Below are 16,736 nucleotides of genomic sequence, written 5' to 3' on the forward strand. Positions count from 1 at the left end.
AAACCCCGGGGCAAGCCCCAGGGTTTCAGGTTAAGAGAAGATCATTGACAGCGGTGGCTTATTTATCGCCCAACTGTTCTGACATGGTGTTGCCCGGGTTTGGCGTACGCGGTTCATCGACCGGACGCGGCGCACGTGGCGTACCGTTGTTGTCAGAGTTGTTAGAGGCACCTGGATCTTCCCAGCCCGCAGGCGGACGAACATCACGGCGAGCCATCAGGTCGTCAATCTGCGGCGCATCGATGGTCTCATATTTCATGAGCGCATCTTTCATGGCGTGCAGGATATCCATATTGTCATTCAGGATCTGACGGGCGCGACCGTAGTTACGTTCAATCAGCGCTTTCACTTCCTGGTCGATGATACGAGCTGTCTCATCGGACATATGTTTCGCTTTCGCCACGCTGCGGCCGAGGAACACTTCGCCTTCTTCTTCCGCATAGAGCAGCGGACCAAGTTTGTCGGAGAAGCCCCACTGGGTCACCATGTTACGGGCCAGGTTGGTCGCGACTTTAATGTCGTTAGACGCACCGGTCGAAACATGTTCCACACCGTAGATAATCTCTTCTGCCAGACGACCACCGTAGAGGGTTGAAATCTGGCTTTCCAGTTTCTGGCGGCTGGCGCTGATTGCATCGCCTTCCGGCAGGAAGAACGTAACGCCCAGCGCACGGCCACGTGGAATAATGGTTACTTTATGCACCGGATCATGTTCCGGCACCAGGCGACCGATAATCGCGTGACCCGCTTCGTGGTAAGCCGTGGACTCTTTCTGCGCTTCCGTCATCACCATGGAGCGACGTTCCGCACCCATCATGATTTTGTCTTTCGCTTTCTCGAACTCCACCATGGAGACCACACGCTTGTTGCCACGGGCAGCAAACAGTGCAGCTTCGTTCACCAGGTTAGCCAGATCCGCACCGGAGAAGCCCGGGGTACCGCGCGCAATAATTGCCGCATCGATGTCCGGAGAGAGCGGTACGCGACGCATATGCACTTTCAGGATCTGTTCACGACCACGAACGTCTGGCAGACCAACCACAACCTGACGGTCAAAACGACCTGGACGCAGCAGCGCAGGGTCAAGAACGTCCGGACGGTTAGTTGCAGCGATAACGATAATGCCTTCGTTACCTTCAAAGCCGTCCATTTCAACCAGCATCTGGTTCAGCGTCTGCTCACGTTCATCGTGACCCCCGCCCAGGCCCGCGCCACGCTGGCGGCCTACGGCGTCGATTTCATCGATGAAGATGATGCACGGTGCGGCTTTCTTGGCCTGTTCGAACATGTCACGCACACGAGATGCACCCACACCCACGAACATTTCAACGAAGTCAGAACCGGAAATGGTAAAGAACGGCACCTTCGCTTCACCTGCGATGGCTTTCGCCAGCAGGGTTTTACCGGTACCAGGAGGACCTACCATCAGAACGCCTTTCGGGATCTTACCGCCCAGTTTCTGGAAACGGCTCGGCTCACGCAGGTATTCGACCAGTTCACCCACCTCTTCTTTCGCTTCGTCGCAACCTGCAACGTCAGCAAAAGTGGTTTTGATCTGGTCTTCCGTCAGCATACGCGCCTTGCTCTTGCCGAACGACATGGCGCCTTTGCCACCGCCGCCCTGCATCTGACGCATAAAGAAGATCCAGACGCCGATAAGCAGCAGCATCGGGAACCAGGAAATGAAGATAGAAGCCAGCAGGCTTGGCTCTTCCGGCGGCTCGCCGACAACCTTGACGTTTTTAGTCAGCAGGTTATCAAGCAGCTTAGGATCGTTCACCGGAATGTAAGTCGTGTAACGGTTACTATCTTTCTTGGTAACGTTGATCTCACGTCCGTTGATACGCGCTTCGCGAACCTGATCCTGGTTGACCTCTTGCAGGAAGGTAGAGTAGTCCACCTTACGGCCATTAGACTCGCTGGGCCCAAAGCTCTGGAATACTGACATCAGCACAACGGCAATGACCAGCCAGAGTATTAGGTTTTTCGCCATGTCACTCAAGGGATTAACCTCTTATTACAACTGTGTTAAAAACAGCGTCAGGATACTCTGTATCCGATTTATTTCAAACTTTCGCCTGAAATTCACCGGTTATCATTTTCGCCCGGTCGCTACAATATACACTTCACGTGAACGCGCACGCGAAGAGTCCGGTTTACGAACTTTGACCTTCGTAAACAGGGAGCGAATTTCCTTCAGATACTCCTCGAAACCTTCGCCCTGGAACACCTTTACTAAAAAACTACCACCCGGCGCTAATACATCACGACACATTTCTAACGCCAGTTCTACCAGATACATGGAGCGGGGGATATCCACCGCCGGTGTTCCGCACATATTTGGCGCCATATCGGACATGACAACCTGAACTTTACTGTCACCTACTCGTTCAAGTAACGCTTTCAGTACTAATTCATCACGAAAATCGCCCTGAAGGAAGTCCACACCAACGATAGGATCCATAGGTAAAAGATCGCAGGCGATAATTCGGCCCGTTCCGCCGATTTGCGTTACCGCATATTGCGACCATCCACCGGGCGCTGCACCGAGGTCAACAACTGTCATCCCCGGTTTAAAGAGTTTGTCACTTTGCTGTATTTCATCAAGTTTAAACCAGGCACGGGAACGTAACCCCTTTTTCTGTGCCTGTTGAACATATTTATCGCTAAAGTGTTCCTGGAGCCAGCGGCTCGAGCTAGCAGAACGCTTTTTACCTGTCATTTAACTTTCCGTCCTGGTTCATCGTAGCCTGTGGTGTAAATTTCCACTCAGCAATTTGGCGATATTAGGGAGATGGCGGTAGAATGAACCGTTTTCAATCCCAACGTAAGCAAAAATATACGATGAATCTGAGTACTAAACAAAAACAGCACCTTAAAGGTCTGGCACATCCGCTCAAGCCTGTAGTGATGCTTGGCAACAATGGTTTGACCGAAGGGGTACTGGCCGAGATTGAACAAGCGCTGGAGCACCACGAATTAATCAAGGTGAAAATCGCCTCTGAAGACAGAGACACCAAGACCTTGATCGTGGAAGCAATCGTGCGCGAGACCGGCGCCTGTAATGTACAGGTCATCGGTAAAACGCTGGTGCTCTACCGCCCATCTAAAGAGCGTAAAATCTCGCTGCCACGCTAAGATTATCCTGAATTGAACACATTTACTGTGTAAAACGAGGGGTTTTTCTTTAGCAGGTGAGCAAAATGCCATGCTCCTTGAGTTGATAAAAGGCCGCTATGCGGCCTTTTTCCTATCTTTACAATCTATCAACATCTGTCCGGGGATGCGAATTACAGGTAATCAACCTTGGTAATTTCGAATTCCACTTCGCCGCCTGGCGTACGGATAGTGACAACATCGTCCTGCTCTTTACCCACCAGACCGCGTGCGATTGGCGAGTTTACTGAGATCAGATTCTGCTTAAAATCAGCCTCGTCATCACCCACGATGCGGTAGGAGACCTCTTCGTCCGTATCCAGGTTGATCACAGTGACGGTAGAGCCAAAAATCACGCGTCCGTTATTTGGCATTTTTGTGATATCAATCACCTGCGCATTTGACAGCTTGGCTTCGATATCTTTGATACGGCCTTCGCAGAACCCCTGCTGCTCACGCGCGGCGTGATACTCAGCATTCTCTTTCAGATCGCCATGCTCACGTGCTTCCGCAATGGCGGCGATGATTTCAGGGCGGCGAACAGATTTCAAAAAATCCAGTTCTTCACGCAGTTTTTCAGCACCACGTAAGGTCATCGGAATAGCTTGCATTTGTTATACCTCTTTGACATTCCTGTTAGGTACGGTTAACCGACCCGACTACTGGCCCCGCAGGCATCACAGCCTGGCACAGGTCAGAAGCAAAAGAAAACTGACCCGGAAACAATGTCCCAGGTCAGCAGCAATTTTTCAGTTTGATACGTATTTTAACGCGAAGTTCAGTATGGGTCATCGTTTACTTTACAGGGCGTTGGGCCGTAGTATGACGGTTTGTTTCCGGGTTGTTAGCGCGAGATTATGCGATTTTCCAGATTTATCATCGGATTGACCACCACTATTGCGTTCACTGTCCAGGCAGCGAACGTTGACGAGTACATTAATCAGCTGCCCGATGGCGCCAATCTTGCCCTGGTCGTGCAAAAGGTGGGGGCTCAGGCGCCTGAGATTGATTATCACAGCCAGCAGATGGCTCTGCCTGCCAGTACCCAAAAGGTGATCACGGCGCTGGCCGCCCTGCTGCAGCTTGGGCCTGACTTTCGTTTTACGACCACGCTTGAAAGCAAAGGCAACATTGAGAACGGCGTGCTGAAAGGCGATCTTATCGCCCGTTTTGGCGGCGATCCGACATTTAAGCGTCAGGATATCCGCAACATGGTCGCCGTGCTAAAGAAGTCTGGTGTACAGCGCATTGAAGGCAATGTGCTTATCGATACATCCATTTTTGCCAGCCACGATAAAGCCCCCGGCTGGCCGTGGAATGACATGACCCAGTGCTTTAGCGCCCCGCCTGCGGCCGCGATCGTCGATCGTAACTGCTTTTCCATTTCGTTATACAGCGCCCCCAAACCGAACGATTTAGCCTTCATTCGGGTGGCCTCTTACTATCCGGTCAACATGTTCAGCCAGGTGCGTACCCTGGCGAAAGGTTCCCCGGAAGCGCAGTACTGCGAACTGGATGTCGTCCCGGGCGATTTGAACCGCTTTACCCTGACTGGCTGCCTGACGCAGCGGGCCGATCCGCTGCCGCTGGCCTTCGCCATTCAGGATGGCGCAAGCTATGCCGGGGCGATCCTCAAGAATGAACTGAAGCAGGCCAACATCACTTACAGCGGTACCCTGCTGCGTCAGACGCAGAGCAACGAGCCCGGCACCGTGATTGCCAGTAAGCAGTCGGCGCCGCTGCACGATCTGCTGAAGATCATGCTGAAAAAATCGGACAACATGATCGCCGATACCGTATTTCGCATGATTGGGCATGCCCGCTTTGGCGTACCTGGTACCTGGCGTGCCGGTTCAGATGCGGTTCGTCAGATCCTCCGCCAGCAGGCTGGCATCGATCTTGGCAATACCATCGCGGTCGATGGTTCGGGTCTGTCGCGCCATAACCTGATCTCTCCTGCCACCATGATGCAGGTCCTTCAGTACATTGCTCAGCACGACACTGAACTAAACTTCATCTCAATGCTGCCGCTCGCCGGTTATGACGGCTCCCTGCAGTACCGTGCGGGCCTGCATGCGGCGGGCGTCGATGGCAAAGTCTCCGCCAAAACGGGCTCCCTGCAGGGGGTGTATAACCTTGCCGGCTTTATCACCACCGCCAGCGGACAGCGGATGGCATTTGTGCAGTATCTTTCTGGCTACGCGGTGGAACCTGCCGACCAACGTAACCGCCGTATCCCGCTGGTGCGCTTTGAAAGCCGGCTTTACAAGGACATTTATCAGAACAACTAGCGATGAAATTACTCATTGTTGAAGACGATCTGTTGTTGCAGGAAGGACTGGCGCTGGCGCTCTCGGCTGAAGGTTACACGCTTGATTGCGCGGGAACCGCCGCCGAAGCTGATGGCCTTATCCAGAGCGGCGAATACAGTCTGGTGATCCTCGATCTTGGCCTGCCGGATAAAGACGGTGCCACCCTGCTAAGCCAGTGGCGCCGACGGGGTATCGATAACCCTGTGCTAATCCTGACCGCCCGCGACGCGCTGGAAGACCGGATAAACGGCCTGGACTCCGGCGCCGATGACTATCTGGTCAAGCCTTTTGCGCTGGCGGAGCTCCAGGCGCGCGCCAGAGCGTTGATCCGGCGCTATCAAGGGCACAGCGATAACCTGCTCAGCGATGGCGATCTGACGTTAAATCTGCAAACCCAGCAGGTTTTACAGCAATCCCAGCCGGTCGAAGTGACCCCTAAAGAGTTTGCTCTGTTAACCCGGCTGATTATGCGCACCGGTCAGACCGTCCACCGGGAAACCTTACAGCAGGATATTTACTCCTGGCAGGACGATCCCGGCTCTAATACGCTGGAGGTGCATATTCATAATCTGCGACGCAAGCTGGGCAAAGACCGGATCAAAACGGTACGCGGCGTGGGATATCGCCTTGAGAGTCAAAAATGAACAGCATGCGCCGTCGTCTGATGGTGCTGTTGGCAGTCATTCTGCTTTTCTTTCAACTGATCAGCGTCATCTGGCTCTGGCATGAGAGCCGGGAGCAAATCAGCTTTCTGGTGAGCGAGACGCTGTCGGCAAAATCCCGCAACCAGCATGTCGAGAAAGAGATCCGGGAGGCGATCGCCTCGTTGCTGGTTCCTTCGCTGGTGATGGTCGGGTTTACCCTACTCTTCTCTTTCTGGGCCGTCAGCTGGATCACCCGTCCGCTGAATCAGTTACGTACCAGCCTGGCGAACCGTTCTGCCGATAATCTTACGCCGCTGCCGATGTACTCTGATATGGAGGAAATTGGCGCCGTCACCACCTCGCTGAATCAATTGCTCGCCCGGCTGGATCAAACCATTCAGCAGGAGCGCCTGTTCACAGCTGATGCCGCGCATGAGCTGCGTACGCCGCTGGCGGGTATTCGCCTGCATCTGGAGCTGATGGCGCAGACAGGCTCGCCCCAGGCGACGACGCTGATTGCCCGAATCGATCAACTGATGCATACCGTAGAGCAGCTGCTAATGCTGGCCCGGGCGGGGCAAGCTATGGCCAGCGGCCACTATGATACGGTTAACTGGAGCGAAGCCATTATTGCGCCGCTGGCGCTGGAGAATGAGGCGAAAAATCACACCCTGGTCTGGCCGCAGGCGAGCCCACAGAACGTACAGGGCGATGCAATCCTGTTACGGCTGATGTTACGTAATTTGCTGGAAAACGCGGTGCGTTACAGCCCGGCGGGAACCACTATTGAAGTCGCCATGCAGGAGGTCGACGGCGGTACGCAGGTGAGCGTCAGCGATCAGGGGCCTGGCATAGATGAAGCCCATCGCCAGTCGATTACCGAGCCGTTTCGCCGCATCGATCAACGCTATGGCGGTAGCGGGCTGGGGCTGAGCATCGTTCAGCGTATTATACAGCTGCATCGCGGCAAGCTGACGCTGGAAAATCGCCCCGAAGGCGGCTTAATAGTCACCTGCTGGCTGCCTGAAACACTGAATTAAAAAGCCCCCTTGATAGGGGGCTCTTGATGGTTTTAACGCTTATAGATGAATTCGACGCCTTCTTCGTCATCTTCATCCCAGTCGTCATCCCACTCTTCGTCGTCTTCTTCCGCCTGCTCTTCAAGCTGCTGACGGTGGTAGTCATCCCACATGAATTCGACTTTTTCAGGCTGTTTCGCTTCTTCTGCCTGCGTTACCGGGTTCTCGATGATGAAGGTCATCACATCCCAGCACAGCTCTTTCACGCCCATCTGGCTTGCGGCGGAGATGAGATAGTACTTGTCTTCCCAGCCCATCGCTTCGGCAATGGCTTTCGCCTTCGCTTCGGCTTCCGCTTTATCCATCAGGTCGATCTTGTTAAAGACCAGCCAGCGCGGCTTGGCAGCCAGTTTGTCGCTGTATTTTTCCAGCTCGCCGATAATGATACGGGCGTTTTCCACCGGATCGGAACCGTCGATTGGATCGATATCGATGAGGTGCAGCAGAACGCGGCAACGCTCAAGGTGCTTCAGGAAGCGAATACCTAAGCCCGCCCCTTCGGCAGCGCCTTCGATCAGGCCCGGGATATCGGCCACGACGAAGCTCTTCTCGTTGTCCATACGCACTACGCCGAGGCTTGGTACCAGGGTCGTAAACGGATAGTCGGCCACTTTTGGTTTGGCCGCAGAGACAGCACGGATAAAGGTGGATTTACCTGCGTTTGGCATCCCCAGCATACCCACGTCCGCCAGCAGCATCAGTTCCAGCTGCAGATCGCGCTTATCACCCGGGGTACCCATCGTCTTCTGACGCGGCGTACGGTTAACGGAGGATTTGAAACGGGTATTACCCAGACCGTGCCAGCCGCCTTTTGCGACCATCAGGCGCTGACCATGTTTGGTCATATCACCCATGGTTTCGCCCGTGCCCTGATCGATAACACGCGTTCCGACAGGGACTTTAACCGTGACATCTTTCCCGCGTTTACCGGTACAGTCACGGCTCTGGCCATTCTGACCGCGCTCAGCACGGAATGATTTTTCGAAACGGTAGTCGATCAGGGTGTTGAGGTTTTCATCCGCCTCTAACCACACGTCACCGCCGTCGCCGCCGTCGCCGCCATCAGGACCGCCACGGGGAATGTATTTTTCGCGGCGGAAGCTTACGCAACCATTACCGCCATCACCTGCCACGACCAGGATCGTTGCTTCATCAACAAACTTCATTTTACTCTCCGTAAATCATTCGCCTGAGCGGGGGCCGCTTCATTTTTGCGCCAACGTCCCCAAAGACGATGACCAATGGCGGAATACATCGCGCCCGCAACCACGACAAACGCACCGAGATAAGCCAACAGGTTTAACATCGGTTTGACGAAGAAATCGGGCCAGGCCATTGATAATAAATCTGAAAATAACAGTGTAAACAGTGGCGTCAGCGTAATCAGCGCACTTACCTGCGCTGCCTGCCAGCGTGCCATCGCTTCTGCCAGTGCGCCATAACCCACTAATGTGTTCAGACCACAAAAGATCAGACACGCCAGTTGCCAGTCGCTTAACTGGGAGATGACTCCCGGCTTCGCCAGCGGCAACAGGGCAATAGTACATAAAGTGTACAGCAAAAACAGAATCTGCTGTGACGCCAGACGGCGTAATAACACCTTTTGCGCGACGCCATAACTCACCCATACCGCCGCCGCGCCCACCCCGAAAATTACACCCCAGGTGTAATCCGTCAGGCGGGTAAAAATCTCTATCAGACTGGTATTGAAGAACAACACCAGACCGCAAAGCAGCATCAGTGCCCCGATAATCTGCGTGCCGCGCATCTTCTCTTTCAGAATAAAGACGCTGGCAACCATCATGCCTACCGGCGAGAGCTGGCCAATAACCTGCGAGGCCGTAGGACTGAGGTATTGCAGGGAAGAACTGAACAGAATGAAGTTACCGAACAGACCACCTGTCGCAATCGCCAGCAGTACCAGCCAGCGCGGTTTGCGAAAGATACGCAGCGGAGGAAGCTTACCCTTTATCGCAAGGATAATACCTAATCCAATACCGGCCATCAGGAAGCGGTAGAAGACCACCGTTGGCGGCTCCATCACTTCCAGTACCTGCTTCATTGCAATTGGCAGCGCACCCCAGCACATTGCGGTAGTGAGCGCCAAAAGAATACCAATGCCGGCCTGCTGCTTCATGCCCGTTTTCCCTACCGAAAAAATTACCGGGTTTCCAATGTAAAAAGCCCCGCAACACGTTGCGGGGCTTTAATCCGTTACCGGACCGAGAAAACCTTACTCAGCAACAATGCTGATGTATTTACGGTTGTTCGGGCCTTTAACTTCAAATTTCACTTTACCGTCTGCTTTAGCAAACAGAGTGTGGTCACGACCGCAACCTACGTTGTTACCAGCGTGGAATTTAGTACCACGCTGACGAACGATGATGCTACCCGCCAGAACGGTTTCGCCACCGAAACGCTTAACGCCGAGGCGTTTAGCTTCTGAATCGCGACCGTTACGTGTGGAGCCGCCAGCCTTTTTATGTGCCATTTAAATCTCTCCTCAGGTCTTAGGCGCTGATGCCAGTAATTTTCACATCAGTGAACCACTGACGGTGGCCCTGCTGCTTACGGTAGTGTTTACGACGACGAAACTTAACGATTTTAACTTTCTCGCCACGACCATGAGCAACAACTTCAGCTTTGATAACGCCGCCATCAACGAAAGGAACGCCGATTTTGACTTCTTCACCGTTTGCGATCATCAGAACTTCAGCGAATTCAATAGATTCGCCAGTTGCGATGTCCAGCTTTTCCAGGCGAACGGTCTGACCTTCGCTTACTCGGTGTTGTTTACCACCACTTTGGAAAACCGCGTACATATAAACTCCGCTTCCGCGCACATCCTCGTGTGATTCAGAGTGCGCTATAAATATTCACAATAGGGCGCGAATATTACGCAAAACGCGAGCCTTTGACAAGTGCTACAGTCAATACATGAAGAAAAAAAACACAACACGTACGGTAACGTTTATCTGCCGCGTTTTTTCAGTACAATCAGCGCTACTATTGATAAACCGAACCCTTCGTTAGCCCATTTGATATGTGGTAAACAGGACTTAAAGCCCGGCTTTTGCGATGAATTTAGAAAAAATCAATGAGTTAACCGCGCAAGATATGGCGGGTGTGAATGCAGCGATCCTGGAGCAGCTCGATTCTGACGTTCAACTAATCAATCAGTTGGGTTATTACATCGTCAGCGGCGGGGGTAAACGCATCCGTCCAATGATCGCTGTGCTGGCCGCCCGAGCGGTCGGCTATCAGGAGAACGCGCACGTAACGATCGCAGCGCTGATCGAATTTATCCATACCGCCACGCTGCTGCATGATGACGTTGTCGATGAGTCCGACATGCGTCGTGGCAAAGCCACGGCCAACGCCGCGTTTGGCAATGCTGCCAGCGTGCTGGTAGGCGATTTTATCTATACGCGCGCCTTCCAGATGATGACCAGCCTGGGATCGCTGAAGATCCTGGAAGTGATGTCCAAAGCGGTGAACGTCATTGCGGAAGGCGAAGTTCTGCAGCTGATGAACGTCAACGACCCGGACATCACTGAAGAGAACTACATGCGGGTGATCTACAGCAAAACCGCTCGTCTGTTCGAAGCCGCTGCGCAGTGCTCCGGTATTCTGGCCGGCTGTACTGACGAGCAGGAGCGTGGGCTGCAGGATTACGGGCGCTACCTTGGCACCGCCTTCCAGCTGATCGACGATCTGCTCGACTACAGCGCCGATGGCGAAACGCTCGGCAAGAACGTCGGTGATGACCTTAATGAAGGCAAACCGACGCTGCCGCTGCTGCATGCTATGCGTCACGGCACCCCTGAACAGGCTAAGCTTATTCGCGAAGCGATTGAGCAAGGAAACGGTCGACATCTTCTGGAACCTGTACTGGAAGCAATGGCAACCTGTGGTTCCCTGGAATGGACGCGCCAGCGTGCTGAGGAAGAAGCGGATAAAGCCATTGCCGCACTTCAGGTCATCCCTGACAGCCCATGGCGAGACGCCCTGATCGGCCTCGCGCATATTGCTGTTCAGCGCGATCGATAACCCCCGATGAACTCTCTTTTATGTGAAAAGAGAGTTCTAGTAAGTTCCAATTTTTATCCATGAAACTGTTAAATAATCCCCTTACAGGCCGCATGATTAAAGCCCTGGTAAAATCCGAATATTGCCTCCTGTAATGCGAACTTTTTAGAACCGATGTTTGAAGAAGGTATAGTAACACTGTCATTTAAGAGGAAATGACGTACACGTACCCGAACAGAGGGATAGCTGAATGGATAAGAAATTTACCGACTGGCACTCGGCCGATATCATCGCCGCGCTGCGCAAAAAGGGAACATCACTTGCTGCAGAATCCCGCCGTAATGGCCTGAGTTCATCCACCCTTGCAAATGCGCTAACGCGCCCCTGGCCAAAGGGAGAATTGATCATTGCTACAGCGCTCGGCACCGACCCTTGGGTTATCTGGCCATCACGCTACCACGACCCCATCACTCACGAGTTTGTCGACAGAACGCGCATGATGCGCCATAAGAAACAAGAAAAAGAGCGCCAGGAATGACGCTCTTGTAAACGGGAATAGCAACCCCCCGGTCATTTTGGCAGGGGGCTGCCGGAACGATTACTCGCCTTTTACACGCTCAATATTTGCACCCAGAGCGCGCAGTTTATCTTCAATGCGTTCATAGCCGCGATCGATGTGATAAATACGATCCACCAGCGTCGTCCCTTCCGCAATACAACCTGCCAGCACCAGGCTCGCAGAAGCACGCAGATCGGTTGCCATCACCTGAGCACCAGACAGTTTTTCCACGCCATGACAGATCACGGTGTTACTTTCGATCTCAGCGTGTGCGCCCATACGGATCAGTTCCGGTACATGCATAAAACGGTTTTCAAAAATCGTTTCAGTGATCACACCCGTCCCTTCCGCCACCAGGTTCAGCAGAGTAAACTGGGCCTGCATATCGGTCGGGAATGCCGGATGCGGAGAGGTACGTACGTTAACGGCTTTCGGACGTTTACCGTGCATATCCAGGCTGATCCAGTCTTCGCCGGTTTCAACATCGGCACCGGCTTCGCGCAGTTTTGCCAGTACCGCGTCCAGCGTATCAGGCTGGGCGTTGCGGCAGACGATCTTACCGCCGGAGATGGCTGCGGCGACCAGGAAGGTCCCGGTTTCGATACGGTCAGGCAGGACGCGATATACGCCGCCACCCAGACGCTCAACGCCTTCAATGGTAATACGGTCGGTGCCCTGACCGGTGATCTTCGCGCCCAGCGTATTCAGGAAGTTCGCGGTATCCACGATCTCCGGCTCGCGGGCGGCGTTCTCGATGATGGTGGTGCCTTCGGCCAGCGTCGCTGCGGACATGATGGTGACGGTAGCGCCAACGCTTACTTTGTCCATCACGATGTGGGCGCCTTTCAGACGGCCATTCACGGACGCCTTCACATAGCCCTCTTCCAGCTTAATTTCTGCGCCCAGCTTCTCAAGGCCAAAAATGTGCAGGTCCACCGGACGCGCGCCAATGGCGCAACCGCCCGGCAGAGAAACCTGGCCCTGTCCAAAACGGGCCACCAGCGGACCCAGCGCCCAGATGGATGCACGCATGGTCTTCACCAGATCGTAAGGGGCGGAGAAGTTATTCACGTTGCTGGCGTCGATCCAGACGGATCCGTTACGCTCAACCTTGGTACCCAACTGGCCGAGCAGTTTCATGGTGGTATCAATGTCTTTCAGCTTTGGTACGTTCTGGATCTCTACCGGCTCTTCCGCAAGCAGTGCGGCGAAGAGGATCGGCAGCGCGGCATTTTTAGCGCCGGAAATTGTGACTTCGCCCTGGAGACGCGTCGGCCCCTGAACACGAAATTTGTCCATGTAATTACTCTCTGTATGAATTCAACCGTGCTGCGGGCAAATCACCCTCAGCTCAAAAACCGTTTAGTTTGCGATCGCGTGCCCACTCTGTAGGGGTAAACGCCTTGATCGACAGGGCATGGATACGATTATCCGCGATATATTCCATCAGCGGCGCATAGACAGCCTGCTGCTTCTTCACGCGGCTCATGCCGTCAAAAATCTCACCCACAGCAATAACCTGAAAGTGGCTGCCGTCGCCGGAGACGTGGACTTCCTGAAGGGCGAGTGCGTTCATCAGCACTGTCTGGATTTCATGATTTTCCATGGGTTCTATATCATCTGGTAGTGAAAACAAGCCCAACATCTTAGAGCAAAGTGGCGCGGTCTTAAATAAGCAAAAAGCCCCGACGATGAAACTGTCAGGGCTTTTGATAGTAACGTACTGAAAAAATTAGCGGGGCAATACGTCTTCCGGCAGATTATAGAGCTGGGCCAGGGTGACGACATTGTCGCTGACGCCCGAAAGCGTCACCGGGATGCCCTGCTGCTTGCCCGTTGAGACCAGATGAACCAGCAACGCCACACCCGCCGTATCCACGCGAGAGATACCACTCAGGTCGATTCGGGAAACTCCCTTCATGGCATCGTTCCGCGCATCCCAGAGAGGATTCAGATAATCCTGATCCAACTCGCCTGAGAGTAATAACGTCTCACCCTCACGGGTCCAGCTCAGCTGCGACATAATTACTTGTTTCCTTCCAGGGTAATTTTCTGACGTGCGATGCTGTTCAGCTGCGCGGTCAGACCATCAATGCCCTTGGTACGCAGCAGATCGCTCCATTCGTTCTGCTTGGTGGTGATCATGCTGACGCCTTCGGCAATCATGTCGTAAGCCTGCCAGTTACCGCTCTGGGTGTTCTTACGCCACTGGAAATCCAGACGCACTGGCGGACGACCGTTCGGATCGACGATGGTCACGCGGATAGGCACGATGGTCGCAGAACCCAGCGGCTGCTCCGGTGCGATCTGATACGTCTGACCGTGGTACATGGCGAGAGCCTGACCGTAGGCCTGCTTCAGATATTCACGGAACGCAGCGAAATAGGCTTCGCGCTGCGCAGGCGTTGCGTCTTTGTAGTAACGGCCCAGCACCAGCGCACCAGCATATTTCACCTGGACATAGGGCAGCAGTTCCTGGTCAACCACATCACGCAGATAGTCAGGATTGGAGCGGATCTTTGGCTGCTCATTTTTAAGGCGATCGAAGGTTTTCTTTGCTGCCTCATTCATCTGTTGATAAGGATTGCTCTGATCGGCTGCGTTAGCTGCAGTCAGAGGGGCAATCATCAGCATGGCAACCATTAACAGTCGTTTAATCATGAATTACTTCTCCTGAGATGAATTCGTCGTGCCAACAGGCGGCGTAATGTCACTCTGCGCAGGGGTCTGCGCAGCTTGATTCTCGTCACCCCCTTTACTGTTGCTGTTGTAAAGGAACTGACCAATCATATCTTCCAGCACCATGGCTGACTTCGTATCCTGAATCACGCCACCGTCCTTAAGGATAGACGTTCCCAGTTCGGGATCGTCAAAACCGATGTTCAGCGCCAGGTATTGTTCCCCTAACAGACCGGACGTACGAATAGAGAGGGAGCTGGTATCCGGAATATGGTTGTAGCGCTCTTCGATATCCAGCGCGACGCGTGGCAGATAGGTTTTCTCATCGAGGGTGATATCGGCGACGCGCCCTACCACTACCCCGCCAATACGCACCGGAGAACGGCTCTTCAGGCCGCCGATGTTATCGAAGGTGGCATAAATACGGTATGTCGGCTCGGTGCGGATGGTCGTTACGTCCGCCACTTTAAAGCTTAAAAAGAGTGCTGCCAGCAGCGCCAGCAGGACAAATACGCCAACCCAAATTTCTACTTTTTTCGTTTGCATGAACTCATTTCCCAAACATCAGTGCGGTGAGCACAAAATCCAGAGCCAGTATGGCCAGCGACGAATGAACAACGGTACGGGTGGTTGCCCGGCTGATACCGGCAGACGTCGGGATCGCATCGTAGCCATTGAACAGCGCAATCCAGGTGATCGTCACGGCAAATACCGCGCTTTTAATCAGGCAGTTAACCAGATCCAGACGCCAGTCAACGGCGCCCTGCATCGCTGACCAGAAGAAACCGGCATCGATCCCTTTCCACTGCACGCCAACCATCGAACCGCCCCAGATGCCGACCGCGACAAAGAGGATAGTTAACAGCGGCAGCGAAATCATACCGGCCCAGAAGCGCGGCGAGATGACCCGACGCAGCGGATCCACGGCCATCATTTCCATACTGGAGAGCTGCTCCGTGGCGCGCATCAGGCCGATTTCAGCGGTCAGCGCCGAACCGGCACGTCCCGCGAATAACAGCGCGGCGACCACCGGTCCCAGCTCACGCAGCAGGGAGAGCGCCACCAGCATTCCGAGGCTGGTTTCTGCGCTGTAGGTAGTGAGAACCAGATACCCCTGCAGCCCCAGCACCATCCCGATAAAGACCCCGGAAACGATGATAATGAGCATCGACAGCACGCCGACATTATACAGCTGGCGCACCAGCAGAGGGGCATGTTTGCGGAATTCCGGTTTCCCGACCAGCGCATTGAATAACATCAACCCGGCACGCCCGAACGTCCTGATGGTTTTTATGCCACGGTGTCCGAGAGCGGCCAACGCATTTAACAGCATGAGTGGCTTAACTCCCTATTCCCAATAGATCTTTATGATAATCACCCGCAGGATAACGGAACGGCACGGGGCCATCTGCAATGCCGTCGAGGAACTGACGGACTCGCGCATCGCTGTTGGTCTGCAATGATTGGGCGCTACCATGCGCCACAATTTTTTTATCCGCCACGATATAGGCGTAGTCGGCAATGCTCAGCACTTCCGGTACGTCATGAGATACCACAATACAGGTTACGCCCAGCGCGCTGTTCAGCTCAGAGATCAGTTTGACCAGCACGCCCATGGTGATTGGGTCCTGCCCGACAAACGGCTCATCGAACATGATCAAATCGGGTTCCAGCGCGATCGCGCGCGCCAGCGCCGCACGGCGGGCCATACCGCCAGAGAGTTCGGAAGGCATCAGCTTCGCCGCGCCACGCAGCCCCACAGCCTCAAGCTTCATCATTACGGTGCTTTTCAGCAGCGCCGGGGGCAACTGCGTATGCTCACGCAGCGGGTAGGCGACATTATCGAAGACATTCATGTCAGTAAATAGCGCCCCGGACTGGAACAGCATGCTCATGCGTTTACGCACGGTATAGAGGCGCGAGCGTGACATTGCCGGAATATTTTCGCCATCAAAAAGGATCTCGCCCTGGCTTGGCGGAATTTGCCCTCCAATCAGGCGTAACAGCGTTGTTTTACCAATGCCGGAGGGGCCCATGATGGCGGTAATTTTACCGCGGGGCACGGTGAGAGAGATGTTGTCAAAAATGACCCGGCTGCTGCGCGTGAAGCTGACGCCACGGACATCGACTATATTCGCCTCATTCAGGCTCATGTACATTTCCTTTCTGTTGCCGGTTCAGGATCAGCTTGATGCCTGATTTCGCCGCAAACCCAACATTTTTACAGAATATTACCTCTGCCGGTAAGCGAAAGCTGGCATTTGTTTTACTTTTACAG

General features: G+C 53.9%; 20 protein-coding genes. 6 read left to right on the forward strand and 14 right to left on the reverse strand.

The window, feature by feature from the left end; genetic code table 11:
* Positions 1-58: 58 nt before the first annotated feature.
* Together ftsH and rlmE are read right to left on the reverse strand one after the other, a co-directional pair.
* Positions 59-1,993 (reverse strand): ATP-dependent zinc metalloprotease FtsH, encoded by a 1,935-nt coding sequence (gene ftsH, locus FHC51_RS02820; RefSeq protein WP_039031647.1) that lies wholly within the window; start codon positions 1,991-1,993, stop codon positions 59-61.
* Positions 1,994-2,095: 102 nt separating this feature from the next.
* Positions 2,096-2,722, reverse strand: coding sequence for a 23S rRNA (uridine(2552)-2'-O)-methyltransferase RlmE (rlmE, locus tag FHC51_RS02825; RefSeq protein WP_103177173.1), 627 nt, complete (start codon positions 2,720-2,722; stop codon positions 2,096-2,098).
* 122 nt (positions 2,723-2,844) lie between these two features.
* On the opposite strand from rlmE, the gene yhbY reads away from it, so the two are divergent.
* Entirely contained in the window at positions 2,845-3,138 is a 294-nt protein-coding gene (gene yhbY / locus FHC51_RS02830) for a ribosome assembly RNA-binding protein YhbY (protein WP_032614629.1), read from the forward strand.
* A 152-nt stretch (positions 3,139-3,290) separates the two neighbouring features.
* On the opposite strand, the gene greA is transcribed toward yhbY, so the two are convergent.
* On the reverse strand, positions 3,291-3,767 hold the full coding sequence (gene greA / locus FHC51_RS02835) for a transcription elongation factor GreA (RefSeq protein WP_103177174.1): 477 nt from the start codon (positions 3,765-3,767) through the stop codon (positions 3,291-3,293).
* 246 nt (positions 3,768-4,013) lie between these two features.
* On the opposite strand from greA, the gene dacB reads away from it, so the two are divergent.
* From dacB to pmrB, 3 genes are read left to right on the forward strand one after another with little or no spacing between them, the layout of a single operon-like run.
* Entirely contained in the window at positions 4,014-5,447 is a 1,434-nt protein-coding gene (gene dacB / locus FHC51_RS02840) for a serine-type D-Ala-D-Ala carboxypeptidase (protein WP_156655273.1), read from the forward strand.
* A gap of 2 nt (positions 5,448-5,449) precedes the next feature.
* Positions 5,450-6,112: a two-component system response regulator PmrA gene (pmrA, locus tag FHC51_RS02845; protein WP_103177176.1), complete on the forward strand. Its 663-nt coding sequence runs from the start codon at positions 5,450-5,452 to the stop codon at positions 6,110-6,112.
* The gene (gene pmrB / locus FHC51_RS02850) at positions 6,109-7,152 is read left to right on the forward strand and encodes a two-component system sensor histidine kinase PmrB (RefSeq protein WP_220434869.1); all 1,044 of its coding nucleotides are present in this window, start codon (positions 6,109-6,111) and stop codon (positions 7,150-7,152) included. Before pmrA ends, pmrB begins: the two co-directional genes overlap by 4 nt.
* A 32-nt stretch (positions 7,153-7,184) precedes the next feature.
* On the opposite strand, the gene cgtA is transcribed toward pmrB, so the two are convergent.
* The 4 genes from cgtA to rplU form a co-directional block, all read right to left on the reverse strand.
* On the reverse strand, positions 7,185-8,357 hold the full coding sequence (gene cgtA / locus FHC51_RS02855; RefSeq protein WP_103824927.1) for an Obg family GTPase CgtA: 1,173 nt from the start codon (positions 8,355-8,357) through the stop codon (positions 7,185-7,187).
* Positions 8,354-9,328: a DMT family transporter gene (locus FHC51_RS02860; protein WP_103824928.1), complete on the reverse strand. Its 975-nt coding sequence runs from the start codon at positions 9,326-9,328 to the stop codon at positions 8,354-8,356. Before FHC51_RS02860 ends, cgtA begins: the two co-directional genes overlap by 4 nt.
* A 96-nt stretch (positions 9,329-9,424) precedes the next feature.
* Complete coding sequence (gene rpmA / locus FHC51_RS02865) at positions 9,425-9,682, reverse strand: 50S ribosomal protein L27 (RefSeq protein WP_007673187.1); 258 nt, start codon at positions 9,680-9,682, stop codon at positions 9,425-9,427.
* Positions 9,683-9,701: 19 nt separating this feature from the next.
* Positions 9,702-10,013: a 50S ribosomal protein L21 gene (rplU, locus tag FHC51_RS02870; RefSeq protein WP_042325074.1), complete on the reverse strand. Its 312-nt coding sequence runs from the start codon at positions 10,011-10,013 to the stop codon at positions 9,702-9,704.
* 256 nt (positions 10,014-10,269) lie between these two features.
* On the opposite strand from rplU, the gene ispB reads away from it, so the two are divergent.
* Both ispB and sfsB read left to right on the forward strand, forming a co-directional pair.
* On the forward strand, positions 10,270-11,241 hold the full coding sequence (gene ispB / locus FHC51_RS02875) for an octaprenyl diphosphate synthase (RefSeq protein ID WP_103824929.1): 972 nt from the start codon (positions 10,270-10,272) through the stop codon (positions 11,239-11,241).
* A 229-nt stretch (positions 11,242-11,470) separates the two neighbouring features.
* The gene (gene sfsB, locus FHC51_RS02880; protein WP_103824930.1) at positions 11,471-11,758 is read left to right on the forward strand and encodes a DNA-binding transcriptional regulator SfsB; all 288 of its coding nucleotides are present in this window, start codon (positions 11,471-11,473) and stop codon (positions 11,756-11,758) included.
* Between the two features lie 60 nt (positions 11,759-11,818).
* On the opposite strand, the gene murA is transcribed toward sfsB, so the two are convergent.
* The 7 genes from murA to mlaF all read right to left on the reverse strand — a co-directional run bounded on the left by murA (position 11,819) and on the right by mlaF (position 16,611).
* Entirely contained in the window at positions 11,819-13,078 is a 1,260-nt protein-coding gene (gene murA / locus FHC51_RS02885; protein ID WP_103824931.1) for a UDP-N-acetylglucosamine 1-carboxyvinyltransferase, read from the reverse strand.
* Positions 13,079-13,130: 52 nt separating this feature from the next.
* Complete coding sequence (gene ibaG, locus FHC51_RS02890; RefSeq protein WP_103177182.1) at positions 13,131-13,385, reverse strand: BolA family iron metabolism protein IbaG; 255 nt, start codon at positions 13,383-13,385, stop codon at positions 13,131-13,133.
* A 126-nt stretch (positions 13,386-13,511) separates the two neighbouring features.
* Entirely contained in the window at positions 13,512-13,805 is a 294-nt protein-coding gene (mlaB, locus tag FHC51_RS02895; protein ID WP_220436643.1) for a lipid asymmetry maintenance protein MlaB, read from the reverse strand.
* Positions 13,805-14,440: a phospholipid-binding protein MlaC gene (gene mlaC, locus FHC51_RS02900; RefSeq protein ID WP_103177184.1), complete on the reverse strand. Its 636-nt coding sequence runs from the start codon at positions 14,438-14,440 to the stop codon at positions 13,805-13,807. The genes mlaB and mlaC overlap by 1 nt, the downstream gene beginning before the upstream one ends.
* Positions 14,441-14,443: 3 nt before the next feature.
* Entirely contained in the window at positions 14,444-15,004 is a 561-nt protein-coding gene (gene mlaD, locus FHC51_RS02905) for an outer membrane lipid asymmetry maintenance protein MlaD (RefSeq protein ID WP_103824983.1), read from the reverse strand.
* A 4-nt stretch (positions 15,005-15,008) separates the two neighbouring features.
* Positions 15,009-15,791: a lipid asymmetry maintenance ABC transporter permease subunit MlaE gene (gene mlaE / locus FHC51_RS02910; protein WP_103824932.1), complete on the reverse strand. Its 783-nt coding sequence runs from the start codon at positions 15,789-15,791 to the stop codon at positions 15,009-15,011.
* Between the two features lie 7 nt (positions 15,792-15,798).
* Positions 15,799-16,611 carry a phospholipid ABC transporter ATP-binding protein MlaF gene (mlaF, locus tag FHC51_RS02915; protein WP_103824933.1) on the reverse strand — a complete coding sequence of 271 codons (813 nt, stop codon included), beginning with the start codon at positions 16,609-16,611 and terminating at the stop codon, positions 15,799-15,801.
* Between the last annotated feature and the right edge of the window lie 125 nt (positions 16,612-16,736).

The sequence above is a fragment of the Leclercia sp. EC_58 genome (genome assembly GCF_019584355.1).
Taxonomy (GTDB): domain Bacteria; phylum Pseudomonadota; class Gammaproteobacteria; order Enterobacterales; family Enterobacteriaceae; genus Enterobacter.